General features: G+C 71.0%; 14 protein-coding genes. 8 read left to right on the forward strand and 6 right to left on the reverse strand.

The features are described 5' to 3' along the window. Positions 1 to 483: 483 nt before the first annotated feature. The 4 genes from AMYTH_RS0131945 to AMYTH_RS0131960 all read right to left on the reverse strand — a co-directional run bounded on the left by AMYTH_RS0131945 (position 484) and on the right by AMYTH_RS0131960 (position 4680). A complete protein-coding gene (locus AMYTH_RS0131945) occupies positions 484 to 1875 on the reverse strand; it encodes an FGGY-family carbohydrate kinase (protein WP_027933655.1) in 1392 nt (463 codons plus the stop codon). After that, complete coding sequence (locus tag AMYTH_RS0131950; RefSeq protein WP_027933656.1) at positions 1872 to 3203, reverse strand: MFS transporter; 1332 nt, start codon at positions 3201 to 3203, stop codon at positions 1872 to 1874. Before AMYTH_RS0131950 ends, AMYTH_RS0131945 begins: the two co-directional genes overlap by 4 nt. 73 nt (positions 3204 to 3276) lie before the next feature. Further along, positions 3277 to 4065: a DeoR/GlpR family DNA-binding transcription regulator gene (locus AMYTH_RS0131955; protein WP_017985392.1), complete on the reverse strand. Its 789-nt coding sequence runs from the start codon at positions 4063 to 4065 to the stop codon at positions 3277 to 3279. 9 nt (positions 4066 to 4074) lie between these two features. Next, on the reverse strand, positions 4075 to 4680 hold the full coding sequence (locus AMYTH_RS0131960; RefSeq protein ID WP_027933657.1) for a histidine phosphatase family protein: 606 nt from the start codon (positions 4678 to 4680) through the stop codon (positions 4075 to 4077). Between the two features lie 68 nt (positions 4681 to 4748). Here AMYTH_RS0131960 and AMYTH_RS0131965 point away from each other — a divergent pair, with 68 nt between their 5' ends. From AMYTH_RS0131965 to AMYTH_RS0131995, 7 genes are read left to right on the forward strand one after another with little or no spacing between them, the layout of a single operon-like run. Then, positions 4749 to 5426, forward strand: coding sequence for an HAD family hydrolase (locus tag AMYTH_RS0131965; RefSeq protein ID WP_027933658.1), 678 nt, complete (start codon positions 4749 to 4751; stop codon positions 5424 to 5426). After that, positions 5423 to 7111 (forward strand): dihydroxyacetone kinase subunit DhaL, encoded by a 1689-nt coding sequence (gene dhaL / locus AMYTH_RS0131970; protein WP_027933659.1) that lies wholly within the window; start codon positions 5423 to 5425, stop codon positions 7109 to 7111. The genes AMYTH_RS0131965 and dhaL overlap by 4 nt, the downstream gene beginning before the upstream one ends. After that, on the forward strand, positions 7111 to 7575 hold the full coding sequence (locus AMYTH_RS0131975; RefSeq protein ID WP_017985389.1) for a ribose-5-phosphate isomerase: 465 nt from the start codon (positions 7111 to 7113) through the stop codon (positions 7573 to 7575). The genes dhaL and AMYTH_RS0131975 overlap by 1 nt, the downstream gene beginning before the upstream one ends. A gap of 28 nt (positions 7576 to 7603) precedes the next feature. Then, positions 7604 to 8635, forward strand: coding sequence for a 2-hydroxyacid dehydrogenase (locus AMYTH_RS0131980; RefSeq protein WP_027933660.1), 1032 nt, complete (start codon positions 7604 to 7606; stop codon positions 8633 to 8635). Next, positions 8632 to 10080 (forward strand): FGGY-family carbohydrate kinase, encoded by a 1449-nt coding sequence (locus tag AMYTH_RS0131985; RefSeq protein WP_027933661.1) that lies wholly within the window; start codon positions 8632 to 8634, stop codon positions 10078 to 10080. Before AMYTH_RS0131980 ends, AMYTH_RS0131985 begins: the two co-directional genes overlap by 4 nt. Continuing rightward, positions 10077 to 10727, forward strand: a complete 651-nt coding sequence (locus AMYTH_RS0131990) for a class II aldolase/adducin family protein (protein ID WP_027933662.1) — start codon at positions 10077 to 10079, stop codon at positions 10725 to 10727. The genes AMYTH_RS0131985 and AMYTH_RS0131990 overlap by 4 nt, the downstream gene beginning before the upstream one ends. A 25-nt stretch (positions 10728 to 10752) precedes the next feature. Next, complete coding sequence (locus AMYTH_RS0131995; protein ID WP_084022869.1) at positions 10753 to 11256, forward strand: GNAT family N-acetyltransferase; 504 nt, start codon at positions 10753 to 10755, stop codon at positions 11254 to 11256. Here the strand turns inward: AMYTH_RS0131995 and AMYTH_RS0132000 are convergent. Beyond that, positions 11253 to 11573: a hypothetical protein gene (locus AMYTH_RS0132000; protein WP_027933664.1), complete on the reverse strand. Its 321-nt coding sequence runs from the start codon at positions 11571 to 11573 to the stop codon at positions 11253 to 11255. The genes AMYTH_RS0131995 and AMYTH_RS0132000 overlap by 4 nt on opposite strands. Positions 11574 to 11684: 111 nt before the next feature. On the opposite strand from AMYTH_RS0132000, the gene AMYTH_RS46055 reads away from it, so the two are divergent. Then, entirely contained in the window at positions 11685 to 12152 is a 468-nt protein-coding gene (locus AMYTH_RS46055) for a hypothetical protein (protein ID WP_051362872.1), read from the forward strand. Here the strand turns inward: AMYTH_RS46055 and AMYTH_RS0132010 are convergent. Further along, on the reverse strand, positions 12124 to 13557 hold the full coding sequence (locus AMYTH_RS0132010) for an MBOAT family O-acyltransferase (RefSeq protein WP_027933665.1): 1434 nt from the start codon (positions 13555 to 13557) through the stop codon (positions 12124 to 12126). The genes AMYTH_RS46055 and AMYTH_RS0132010 overlap by 29 nt on opposite strands. Between the last annotated feature and the right edge of the window lie 23 nt (positions 13558 to 13580).

Consider the following 13580-nt stretch of genomic DNA (forward strand, 5'->3'; position numbering starts at 1 on the left):
CGGCTTCCGGTTCTGCCAGTCGGACCGGCCCCGGCTTCCGGTTTCTGCCTGTCAGACCAGCCCGGCTTCCGGTTCTGCCAGTCGGACCGGCCCCGGCTTCCGGTTTCTGCCTGTCAGACCAGCCCGGCTTCCGGTTCTGCCACTCGGGCCAGCCCTGGGCGTCCGATTCTTCCTGCCAGGCCTGCCCGGGCTTCCGCTTCTGCCTATCGGGCCAGCCGCGGTATTCGGGTTTGCCTGTCAGGCCCCGCCCCGGTTTCCGGCCTTTTCCTGCCAAGGCCAGCTCGGCTACGGTTTTGCCTGCCATCAGCTTTAGCTTCCGGCTTGCCTACCCAAGGCAACCCCTAGCTTCCGATTCGCCTGCCAGGCCCCGCCCCGGCTTCCAGTTCTGCCTGTCAGACCAGCCCCGGTATTCGGGTTGCCCGTCAAAGCACCTCTGGCTTCCGGTTCCCTGCCACAGCGTGCCCCGGCTTCCGGGTTCGCTCGCTAAAGCCAGCCCCGGTTCTTCAATTCCTCTTTGAACCGCTGGTAGTTCTCTTCCATCGGCTCTTGTTCCGCCGCGTCCGGCTCAACTATCGATTCTTCTCCGCCGATCATTTCCGCCGCTTCGGTCAGTCCCCCCGGCAGTACCGCCGCGGCTGCGAGCATCGCCGCTCCGTAGCCGGTTTCGGCTTGGGGCGACACTCGCAGTTCGATTCCGCTGACCGTCGCTCGGATGCGGGTCCACAACGGACTCTTGCTTCCCCCGCCCGCGGCCACCAGCGGGCCGGTCACGGGCACCCCCAGCTCACGCAACCGCTCCAACGCCAGCCTCTCCACGAAGGCGACGCCCTCCAGGCGGGCCCGGTGCAGCTCCACCTCGTCCTGCGGCTCGCCCAGTACGAAGCCCCGGGCGTCGGGCGTGACGAACGGGAAGCGCTCGCCCGCGCGCTTCAGGGGGTAGGCCACCACTCGCGCGGGGCCGCGCCGCGCCGCCTCCGCATCCAGTTCGGCGAGGTTGGGGACACTGGCCACCGCCTCGCCGCCGGTGTTCGACGCTCCGCCAGGTAGCCACCAGCCGTCGGGGTGGCGGTGGCTGTACAACGCCCCGGACGGGTCCCGCACCAGGTGTTCGGTCACGCCCTTCAACACGTAGGTCGTGCCGAGGATCCCTGCGAAACGGCCTGGCGTCACGGCGCCCGTCGCCAGCTGGCCGGCACACCCGTCGGTCATGCCGGCCACCACCAGGCACCCCTGGGGTAGGCCGGCGACCGGGCGGGGCAACTCGCCCAGCACGGTCGTCGGCCGCACGACCTCGGGGAGCCAGTCCACCCCGAAGTCGAACACCTCGGCCGCCCACTCCTCGCGCAACGGGTCGTACCCGCTCTTCAGGGCATGCGAGGAGTCGGTCGCCACCGGGCGGCCGAGGAGCTTTTCACCGATCAGGTCCGGTGTGTGACGGACACCGGCGGCATCCGGGTAGGCGCGGCGCAGCCAGTTGATCCGGCCCAGCGCCGCCGTCGGCGACACGCTCATCCCCAGCTCGTGCCACCGCTGCGCCCCCACCTCCGCCGCCTTCGCGTTGTCGTCCGCGCCGCGCCGGTCGTCGTACATCAGCGCCGGGCCGAGCGGCTCGCCCCGGCCGTCGACCGCGACGATCGTGCCCGAGGTGGCCGACACCGCGACCGCCCGCACCGGCTCGGCCACCTCCGCGGCCACCCGCCGCAGCACCGACTCGACCGTGGGCCACCACGCCCGCGCGTCCTGCTCGCTGCGGCCGGACTCGTCCCGGACCGGGGCGGGCAACGGCTCGGCAGCCGTCGCCCGCACCGAGCCGTCGCCGCCGACCGCGAAGGCACGCACCCCCGCGGTCGCGACGTCGACACCGACAACCGTCACGGGCGGACCGCCGTCACGTCCTGCAAGCTGACGTCCTCGTCGATGGCCTTCCGCGTGGCCTCCGGCAGCTTCAGGAACCGGGTGAGCACCGCCGCCACGATGTACAGCGCGGCGAAGATGATCACCACGCCGGCCGCGCCCGCCGGGCCGAGGAAGAGCGACACGATCGCCGGCCCGACGAACGCCGCGGCACCGGCGCCCAGGTTCAGCAACGCCATCGCGCCGCCCTTGTTCTCCGGCGCGAGCGAGGGCAGCAGCGCCGAGATCGGCACGAACCCGGCCAGCGTCGCACCGTACAGCGCGCCCACGAGCAGAGCCACCCAGTAGTAGTCCGCGCCCAGCGACGTCGGCACGAAGTACAGCAGCAGGATCGAGATGGCGCAGCCGATCGCGCCGAACCAGAAGATCGTGCGCTGCCAGCCGATCCTGTCCGAGGCCACACCGAAGATCAGGTTGAAGAAGATGTTCGTGCCGTAGATGACCGACACCAGCAGCAGCCACCGGCCCTCGCCGAACCCGATCTGGTCGGCGAAGATCGTCGGGAAGAACACCAGCATGCCGAACTCCGGCGCGGTGTTGATGATCCGCACGATCATCCCGACGCCCACGCGCGGGTTCTTCCACGCGATCGACACGCTGGACACCAGGCTCTGCACCGGCTGGACGCCCTCCGGCGCGAGCCGCGTGAACCCGGTCCGCTCCCGCACCCCGAGCACGCACAGCAGACCGCCCGCGGCCAGGATGCCGACCGACAGCCACAGCGTGCCGTAGTGGCCGAGCACCGGGTTGGTGAAGCTCGCGACCAGCGAGCCGAGCGTCGGCAGGCCGCCGGTGAACGCGAAGTAGAACCAGCCGACCGCGGCGCCGAGCCGCGCGACCGGCGCCACCGCGGTGATCCACACCAGGAACCCGAACGCGAACATCGGGTACCCGAAGCCGCGGATGCCGTAGGTGATCAGCATCAGCGGGTAGTTCTCGCTGGGCACCGCCACGGCGAGGAACAGCACGTCGAACACGAGCCAGATCGCCAGGCCGATCCACATGACCCGGCGCGGCCCCCACAGCTCCGACAACGCGCCGGACAGCCAGGACGCGAGCATCACGGCCACGCCGTACGCGGTGATCACATAGGACGCGTGAATTTCATCCCCGGCGCCGTGATCGGCCATGAACGGGGCGATGAACCCGGACTCCACCCCGTCGCCGACCATGAACAGCAACAAGCCGACGTACCCGAGGAACAACGGGGCCGGTAGCCCCCACCTGGCGAGAAGCCCCCCGAACCCCCTGTCCGGCTGGGACAACCTCGATGTTGCCGTCTGCGTCATCACGCCTCCATGAGTGTGCGAAACCCAAGTTATCATGGAGCACGTGAAATTAACACGCAAGGGTGTGATGCGATCAGACCTCGGCGACGAGCACGTTCGTCTGGTCCTCGTACTGGTCGAGCAGGTACGCGGACACCGCTGAGTCGACCACGAGGTGGTGGAAGTCCTCGATCTCGGCCAGGCGGTGCAGCGCGGTGCGCGGCATCTTGCTGGAGTCCATGAGCAGCACCCGGATCTCCGCGCTGGCCAGCATCGCCCGCTTCACCATGACGATCTCGGGCTCCTGGTGGAACGTCATCTCCGCGTTCATCGCCGAGGTCGACACGAACGTCACGTCCACGGTGAGCCGCTCGACGGCCTCCAGGCAGGGCATGCCGAGGAACGAGTCGTGAGTCGCGGAGTAGTCGCCGCCGAGCCCGATCAGGCGCACGTCGTCGACCTGCTTGAGCACCTCGATGATCCGCAGATAGTTCGTCGCCACGGTGAGCGGCGTGACCTGGTGCAGCAGCTTGGCCAGGGCGAGCGCGGTGGTCGAGTCGTCCAGCAGGATCGACATCCCGGGCTCGACCAGCGACAACGCCTTCTCGGCGATCGCGGCCTTCGCCTCGACGTGGGCGTTGAGCCGGTACTCGGTGTTGCTCTCGAACACCGTCGACGGCTGCGCGGACACCCCGCCGCGGTACTTGCGCAGCAGGCCGCGCCGGGCCAGTTCGTCCAGGTCGCGGTGCACGGTCATCACGCTCACGCCGGTCAGCTCGGCCAGTTCCGCTGCGGACGCCTGGCCCTTCTTCACGACGTAGTCGGTGATGCGCTGCTGCCGGATGTTACGGGAGCGCGCGCTCCCGCTGGACTTGTCTTCCACGGGACAAGGCTAGGACGTGGGCAGGTTGAAGCGCCGCAGGCTCGTCGCGTCGCCGTCGATCCCGATCTCGGTGATGGCCGCGTTCTCCAGGCGCGGGAACACGCGGCGGTAGTCGCGGACCGGGATGCCGAGCAGTTCACACAGCGTGACCCGGATCAGCGTGTTGTGCGCGACGACCAGCACCCGCCCGCCGTCTTCGCGCTTCGCGATGTCCCGCAGCGCCGCCGCTCCCCGGCGCGCGGCCTCGGCCGTCGGCTCGGCTCCGGGGAACGCGCCGGCCACCGGATCCGCCCGGAACGCAGCCACGACCTGCGGATCCAGCTCGGACAGGACCTTGCCCTCGGCGATGCCGAAGTGCACCTCGCGCAGCTCGTCGAGCACGACCGGCTCGAGACCGAGCGCCCGCGCGGACGGTTCGGCGGTGACCCGCGCGCGCCCCTGCGGCGACCGGTAGAGCGCGGTGACCGGCTCGCCGGCGCCGGCCAGGTACGCCGCCAGCCCCTCGGCCTGCCTGCGGCCCCGCTCGGTGAGGCCCACCTCGCTGGTGCCGGCGTAGCGGTTCTCCGCGTGCCATTCGGTCTCGCCGTGGCGGACCAGCAGCAACCGCGTTCCCATCGGACCTCCCGTGACAAATCTCGGCGGCGGTGTTAATTTAACACCAACGGCGTGAAAGGGGTTGTTGCATGGGTTTCGCCGCGGTGGTGTTCGACCTCGACGGTGTCCTGGTCGAGAGTGAACACCTCTGGGAGGAGAACTGGGTCGCCTACGCGGCGGCCCACGGTGTCGAGTGGACGGCCGCCGACACCGCCACCGTCCAGGGCATGAGCGCGCCCGAGTGGGCCGCGTACCTGGCGGAGCGCAGCGGGACCCCGGAGACCCCGGAGCAGGTCGAGAAGGCCGTGGTCGACGGGATGATCAAGTCGATCGCCGACGGTGAGGCCCCGCTGCTGGACGGCGCCGACGCGATGGTGCGCGACGTGGCGGCCCGCGTCCCGGTCGCGCTCGCGTCCTCGGCGGCGCGCCGGGTGATCGACGCGGTGCTGGAGACCCACGGGCTGACGGGGGAGTTCTCGGCCACCGTGTCCAGCGCCGAGGTGCCGCGCGGCAAGCCCAGCCCGGACGTCTACGCCGAGGCCGCGTCCCGGCTCGGCTTCCGCGGCGAGGAGTGCCTGGGGGTCGAGGACTCCAGCAACGGCATCCGCGCCGCCGCGGCCGCCGGGCTGACCGTCATCGCCCTGCCCAACCCGACCTACCCGCCAAAGCCGGACGCGCTGGAGCTGGCCGCACAGGTCGCGGAGTCCAACCACGATGTCCGGAAGCTGCTGCTCGCCTACCTCGCCGGGGAGCTGGTGCGCTCATGACCACGTTGGGAACGGCCGCGACGTTCAAGCGGGACTGGCTGGACGGCTTCGTCACCGCGTACGGCCGCGAGGTGCGCAAGGTGCCCGGCGCGTACGGCGTGCTCGGCCGGAACGTCCCCCGGCGGGGCAAGGTCGCCGTGGTCATCGGCGGCGGCTGCGGCCACTACCCGGCCTTCGCCGGCCTGGTCGGGCCCGGCCTCGCCGACGCGGCGGTGGTCGGTGACGTGTTCACCAGCCCGAGCGCCGAGCAGGTCTACCGCACGGCCCGCGCCGCCGAGGGTGGCGCGGGGGTGCTGTTCGCCTACGGCAACTACGCCGGCGACGTCCTGCACTTCGGCCTCGCCGCGCGCCGACTGGCCGCGGAGGGCATCGAGAGCCGCACCATCCTGGTCACCGACGACATCGCGAGCGGACCGGCCGACGCGCCGGAGAAGCGCCGCGGGGTGGCGGGCGACTTCATCGTCTTCAAGGTCGCGGGCGCCGCGGCCGAGCGGGGTGACGACCTCGACGCGGTGCACGCGGCGGCGGTCAAGGCCAACGCGCACACCCGCACGTTCGGCGTCGCCTTCGGCGGCTGCACGCTCCCGGGTGCCGACCAGCCGCTGTTCACCGTGGGCAAGTCCGAGATGGAGCTGGGCCTCGGCATCCACGGCGAGCCGGGGGTGCGCACCGTCGGCCGCCTCGGCGCGGCGGAGCTGGCCGACGAGCTGGTCGACGGCCTGCTGCCCGAGCTGCCGCGGGGCGACGGCCGCGTCGCGGTGCTGGTCAACGGCCTCGGCCGGACCAAGTACGAAGAGATGTTCGTGACCTACACCCGGATCCACGAGCGCCTCGCCGGCGCCGGGCTGACGCCGGTGCACACGGAGGTCGGCGAGTTCGTCACCTCGCTGGACATGGCCGGGGTCTCGCTGTCGGTGCTGGTGCTGGACGACGAGCTGGCCGAGCTGTACGGCGCGCCGTGCGACACCCCGGGCTACCGCAGCGGCGGGGCGATCCTGGAGCCGGTCGAGCTCTCGTCCACAGTGGACAAGCAGCTGGCGCGCCCGGAGGGTGAGGGGGTCGAACTCGTCGACCGCCTGCTGACCGCGGCCATGCGCCGCATCGAGGACAACGAGTCCGAGCTGGGCCGTCTGGACGCGGTCGCCGCGGATGGTGACCACGGCCTCGGCATGACCCGCGGCATGCGAGCCGCCGTTTCGGCCGCCCGCGAGGCCGCCGGGTCTTCGGTGGCCGACACGCTGCTGGCGGCCGGGACCGCGCTCGCCGACGCCGCCGGTGGTGCGTCCGGCGCCCTGTACGGCGTGCTGCTCGCCGAGACCGGCGCGGGGCTGCGGGTGGACGAGATCACCACCGCGGTGGTCGCGGACGCGGTCGACGGCGCGGTGCGGGCCTTCACCGAGCTGGGCAAGGCCGAACTGGGCGAGAAGACCATGCTCGACGCGATCGAGCCGTTCCGGCAGGCGCTGCGCAAGCAGGCCGAGGCCGGCGCCGCGCTGCCGGACGCGTGGCGCGAGGCCGCGCAGGCAGCGACGCTCGCCGCCGAGGAGACCGCGAACCTGGTGCCAGCCAAGGGACGCGCGGCCCGGCTGGCGCAGCGCAGCAAGGGGCACGCCGATCCCGGCGCGACCTCGTTCGCCCTGATCGTCACGGCGATCGGGGAAGCTCTGGGCAAGGAGGGGAACTGATGCGGGTCGTGGTGGCCGCGGACAACGCAGGCGTGCTGCTGAAGAACGAGGTGCGGGACCTGCTGGCGAAGGACGAGCGGGTCACCGAGGTGATCGACCTGGGCGTGGACAGCCCGGACGACGACCGCGCGTACCCGATCTTCGGCCTGGCCGCGGCGGAGAAGATCGCCAACGGCGAGGCCGACCGGGGCGTCCTGGTCTGCGGCACCGGCATCGGTGTGGCGATCTCGGCGAACAAGGTGCCGGGGGTGCGTGCGACGGTCGCGCACGATTCATACTCGGCCGAGCGGTCGGTGAAGTCGAACAACTGCCAGATCATCACCTTCGGCGCCCGGGTGATCGGGGCCGAGCTGGCGAAGAAGATCGTCACCGAGTGGCTGGGGTACACGTTCGACCCGGGTTCGCCGAGCGCGGCCAAGGTCGCACACATCACCGAATACGAACAGGTCCACGCGGCCGGCTGAGGCCCGGCGGTTCAAGGAGGAGCCAGAAGTGCGCGTTCTCTGCGCGGGAGACGAGTTCGTCGGCAACAACCTGCTTGCCGACGCGGTCCGGGCCGAGCTGGCCACCGAGCCCGAATTCAGTGAGCTGTCGCTGCCCTGGCCGGTCGAGCCGTTCGGCCCGGTCGGCGGGGTGCACGAGGCGAGCGGCACCGAGGAGCAGGTCATCGAGGCGCTGGCCGGGGCCGAGGTCGCGGTCACCCAGATGGCGCCGTTCACGAAGAAGGTCTTCGCCGCCGCGCCCGAGCTGAAGCTGGTGTCGGTGTGCCGGGGCGGGCCGGTGAACGTCGACCTCGCGGCCGCCACCGAGGCCGGCGTCGCGGTCACCTACGCGCCGGGCCGCAATGCGACCGCCGCCGCCGAGTTCGCGATCGGCATGATCCTCGCCGCCATGCGCCGCATCTCGACCTCGTCGGCCGAGTTGCTCGGCGGCACCTGGCGCGGTGACTACTACGCCTACCCGAACGCCGGGCTGGAGCTGGAGGGCACCACGGTCGGCCTGGTCGGCTACGGCGCGATCGGCTCGCGGGTGGCCAAGGTGCTGGTCGCGTTCGGGTCGAAGGTGCTGGTCGCCGACCCGTACGCGAAGCCGGAGCAGATCGCGGCGGACGGCGCCGAGCTGGTCGAGCTGGACGACCTCCTCCGCCGCAGCGCGGTGGTCAGCCTGCACGCCCGCCTGACCGACGAGACGCGCCACCTGATCAACGCCGAGCGCCTTGCCCTGCTGCCCGAGGGCGCGGTGCTGGTCAACTCCGCCCGCGGCGGGCTGCTGGACTACGCGCCGCTGCCGGACCTGCTGAAGTCCGGGCGACTGGGCGCGCTCGCGCTGGACGTCTACGACGTGGAGCCGCCGCCCGCGGACTGGGCCCTGCGGGACGCGCCGAACGTGATCGCAACGCCGCACCTGGCGGGTGCCAGCCGCCAGACCGCCGAGCGCGCCGCGCGGATCGTCGCCGCCGAGGTGGGCCGCTACGCCCGTGGGGAGAAGCTGGCGAACGTCGCGAACCCGGAAGTGCTGCGATGATCATCGGCGTCGACATCGGTACTTCACTGACGAAGGCCGTCGTGTTCGACGAGGCCGGGGTGTCGCTGCACCAGGCCTGCACGCCGTCGGAGGTGCACCACCTGCCCGGCGGCCGGGTCGAGCAGGACCTCGACCAGGTCGTCGGCACCGTCGCGACCGTCGTGCGCGAGGTCGCGGCGAAGCTGGACGCCCCGGTCACCGCGCTGGCGCTGACCGGTCAGGGCGACGGCGTGTGGCTCCGCGACGAGGACGGCAACGCGGTGCGGCCGGCCATTTCCTGGCTCGACGGCAGGGCCAACGCGCTGCTCGCCAAGTGGCAGGCCGACGGGGTGTCGCGGGAGGTGTTCCGGCGCACGGGCTCGGGCATGTTCCCCGGCTGCGCGGCCGCCGTCCTGTCCTACCTGGACACCCACGAACCCGAGGTGCTGGACCGGGCGGCGGTGGCCGGGTACTGCGTCGACGCCGTGGTGCAGCGGCTGACCGGTGAGATCACGGTGGACGTGTCTGACGCCTCCCTGCCGTTCCTCGACCCGAAGACCCGCCGCTACGACGAGGGCGCGATCGCCGCCGTCGGACTGTCCCACCGGCGGAACCTGCTGGCCGAACCGGCGCCGCCGAAGGCCGTGTTCAGGCTGAACCGCCGTGGCGCCGAACTCCTCGGGCTGCCCGAGGGGCTGCCGGTCACCGCAGGCCCGTTCGACCTGCCCGCCAGCGCGATCGGCGCCGGGGTGCGCGCGCCGGGCGACGGCATCCTCACCGCCGGCACCACACTGGCCTGCCAGGTGCTCACCGACAACGCCGAGTTCGACGGCGAGGGCGAGCCGGCCGGGATGTTCCTGTCCACGCCGACGCCGGGCGAGTACCTGCACGCGATGCCGGCGATGGTCGGCACCGCGAGCATCGACTGGATCTGCCGTCTGCTGGGCATCGAGGTCACCGAGATCGGGACGCTGCTCGCGCAGAGCCCGCCCGGGGCCGCCGGGGTGCGGGCGCTGCCGTTCCTGTCCGCGTCCGGTGAGCGGGCGCCGTTCGTCGACGCGTCCGCGCGGGCGCAGTTCGCCGGGCTGAGCCTGGAGCACGGGCGGGCGGACGTGGTGCGTGCGCTGTGCGAGTCGATCGCCTACGCGGCACGGCACTGCTTCGACGCGGCCGGTCTGTCCGGCCGGCTGTACGCGTGCGGCGGCGGGGTGCGATCCGCCGAGTGGACGCAGATCTTCGCCGACGTGCTCGGCCGCCCGATCGTGATCCCGAGCGATCCGGGTGTCGGGGCGCGGGGTGCCGTCCTGGTCGCGGCCGAGGCGCTGAACCAGCCGTTCGACGCGGAGTTGTGGGCGAGCAGCTCGCGGACCGTGTCGCCGGTGCCCGAAAATGTCGAGTTCTACCAGAGCGGTTACGCGGATTACCAGGCGTCGCTGACCGCCGCGCGGGGGTTGTGGCGACTGTGATCCTGGCCGATGAACGGCGAGCGGTGTGCGAGTACGCGCGGCGGTTGACCGCCGACGGGCTCGTGGTGGGCACCTCCGGCAACATCTCCGCCCGCTCGGGCGAGCTGATCGCGGTGACGCCGACCGGGGTGGACTACGACGTGCTGACGCCGGAGGACATCCCGGTGGTGTCGCTCGACGGGTCCATTGTGGAGGGCAAGCTGCGGCCCACCAGCGAGATGCCGATGCACCTGTCGGTGTACACGAAGGCGGCCGACCCGGACGGCGCGCCGATCACCGGGGTCGTGCACACGCATTCGGTGCACGCGACCGCGGTGTCCACTTTGGTCGACGAGGTGCCCGCGGTGCACTACATGCTGGCGACGATCGGCCCGTCCGCGCGGGTCGCCCGCTACGCGACGTACGGCACGGAGGAGCTGGCCGAGTCGATGCTCGCCGCGCTGGAGGGGCGCCGGGGCTGCCTGCTGGGCAACCACGGAACCATCACGTACGGCGATGGTCTGTCGGCGGCGTACAGCCGGGCCGAGCAGCTGGAGTGGCTCTGCCAGGTGTGGCTGCTCGCCCGTTCCGCGGGCGACCCGCGGCTGCTGCCGGCCGAGGAGATCGCGCACGTGGTGGAGAAGTTGCGGGGGTACGGCCAGAAATAGCTCGCGTGTGGTGGGCGCGGTCGGCATGCTGGGCCGGGTGGAGGAGACCGTCACCCATCTCGAGATGACCAGCCCCGGCGACCTGCGCCCGTCGGCACCTGTGCCCGGGGTCGCGGTAGAGCCCATTCCCGCCGACTCCCCACTGGTGCGCCCGACGACGGTGCGGATCGGCGAGCCGTACAACTGGCCGAGCTCCCGCTGGTCCGACGACGACTGGGAGTGGTACCTCTCCCGCGAGGGCCGCCACTGCGTGCTGATCCGCCACCTGGGCGAGATCGCCGGCCTGGCCGACTACCAGTCCCACGGCGACGGCGAAGTGGAGATCACCACGTTCGGCCTGGTGCCGGAGTACGTGGGCAAGGGCATCGGCGGCTACGCGCTGACCCTGGCGGTCGAGCAGGCGTGGCACCTCCCCCTGGACGTCCGCCGCGTCTGGCTGCACACCTCGGACCTGGACCATCCGCACGCCCTGCCGAACTACCACCGCCGGGGCTTCCGCACGTTCCGCACTGCGCGCGGACAACGCTAACCGTCCTCCCGCCCCGGCAGCGGCTCACCGCGGAGGAACGCCTCGTAGGCTTCCCGGGCGTCCTCTTCGACCTCCGGAGGCTCGGGGCCGTAGCGGGTGTCCGTCCGGTCGCGTTTCGGGCCGGAGAGCCAGAACAACTCGTCCGTCTCGACGTCGACGAAGTTCGCGCTCGGCAGACCGGTCCACCGCCGCAGCGTCCGGCCGTGGAAGTAGGCCGTCTGCCACGTCCGGGAAAACCGCACCCACCCAATCCACGACGGCCCCCGATCGGTGTCGAAGCCGGTCTTCAGCTGGACGAACATGATCCGCTCCGGCATGGCATCCCCCTCACCCCGGTGACACTGGGAAACGTAACGTTGAGCAGGGGAAACAGCCACTGGTTAAGTCGCGGGCAGGGGCAGGGGCAGGGCAAGACAAGGAGCCAGCCGATGTTCCAGAACGTCGGGTTGATCCCATCCGTGCGCAGCGGTGCCGTTCTGGGGCCTGCCACGCGCACGCGACGGGAGTTTCTGGGCTTCGTGATCGATGGCCGGCCCCTGTTGTCGCTCTTCGACGGGGAGGACGTGGTTTCTGCGCTCGCCACTGATCTTCCGCCGCGTGCCCTGAGCAGGGAAATGGACCGTCTGCGGCTCCGCGGTCCGTCCAGCCTTCCGAACGGGCGGCAGGTGCTCTACTGCTGTCCGGAGTGCGGTGATCTCGGCTGTGGAGCCATCACGGCGATGATCACCCGGCACGACGAACTCATCATCTGGCGCGACTTCCGCTGGCAGGACTCGCAAGACCAAGTGCTCGAAAGCTACCCGGACGTCGGTCCCTTCCGGTTCAGCGCAGATCAGTACCGGAACGTCCTGGAGCAGGGCGCTCCACTCAGAATTGGTAGTACAGGAACGGACTGAACGTCCCGTTCGCGACCAGGATCGCGGCGTACAGTGCGCCCGCCGTCATCACGCCGATCCGCAAGCCCACCGCGCCGCGGGTTCGGGCGGACTCCAGCAGTGGCCCCGTGACCGGGTTGGCCGGTAGCGCGAAGATCGCCAGCGCGGCGATCAGGATGACCACCCGCTGGTTCGTCAGCGCCGCCTCGACGACGTCCGTCAGGCCGTCGAAGTCGGGGACCAGCATGTGCCCGATCATGGTGAACGCGTGCCCGATGTCGGCCGACTTGAAGAACACCCAGCCGAACACCACGAGCACCAGCGTGAGCACCCGGCGGCCCACGCGCGCGGCCACCGCGGGCGGGGTGCGGTCCCAGCCGAACCGGCGCTCGATGATCAGCAGCAGCCCGTGGTAACAACCCCAAACCAGGAACGTCCAGTTCGCGCCGTGCCAGAAACCTGTCAGCACGAACACGATGCACAGGTTCCGGTACGTCTTCGCCGCACCGGCGCGGTTGCCGCCGAGCGGGATGTACACGTAGTCGCGGAACCAGCGGCTCAGCGACATGTGCCAGCGCCGCCAGAACTCGGTCACCGTCACCGACGAGTACGGGCGCGCGAAGTTCTCCGGCAGCCGGAACCCCAACATGCGGCCCAGGCCGATCGCCATGTCCGAGTAGCCGGAGAAGTCGAAGTACAGCTGCAACGTGTACCCGACCGCGCCGAGCCACGCGATCGCGAACGTCATCTCGTCGCCGGGCGTCGCGAAGCATGCCTCGACCATCGGGCTCAGCGAGTCCGCGATGATCGCCTTCTTGCACAGCCCCAGCGCGAACCGCGGGAAGCCCGCCGCGATGTCGTCCAGCCGGTGCGACCGGTGCTGCGGCAACTGGTCCGCGATCTCCCGGTACCGCACGATCGGCCCGGCCACCAGCTGCGGGAACATCGCGATGTAGGTCACGAACGACACCGGGTTGCGCAGCGCCCGCCGCTCACCCCGGTAGATGTCGACGACGTACGAGATGTGGTGGAACGTGAAGAACGAGATGCCGATCGGCAGCGCCAGGTGCGCCACCGGGAACGAACCGCCGAAGAGCTGGGTGAAGTAGTCGATCTGCTGCGTCGCGAACCCGGCGTACTTCCAGACCACCAGAATGCCGACGTCGAAGCAGATGACCGCGATCAGCAGCGACCGCTTCCGGCTCGACCGCGGCTCCCACGGGTTCGGCTCCAGCGCGGTGCCCGCCGCGAAGTTGACCACCATGCACGCCAGGAGCAGCAGGGTGAACGCGCCCGCGCCGCTGGCGTAAAAGACCAGGCTGGCGACCGCGATGATGCCGTTCCGCCAGCTCCTCGGCAGCACCAGCACGGCGAGCAACGTCGCCGGCAGGAAGTACCAGAGGAACAACGGTGAAGCGAACGACATCGACCTGGGGTCCCCCTGTGCAA

Origin of the sequence: Amycolatopsis thermoflava N1165 (assembly GCF_000473265.1) — a bacterium.
GTDB classification, from domain to species: domain Bacteria; phylum Actinomycetota; class Actinomycetes; order Mycobacteriales; family Pseudonocardiaceae; genus Amycolatopsis_E; species Amycolatopsis_E thermoflava.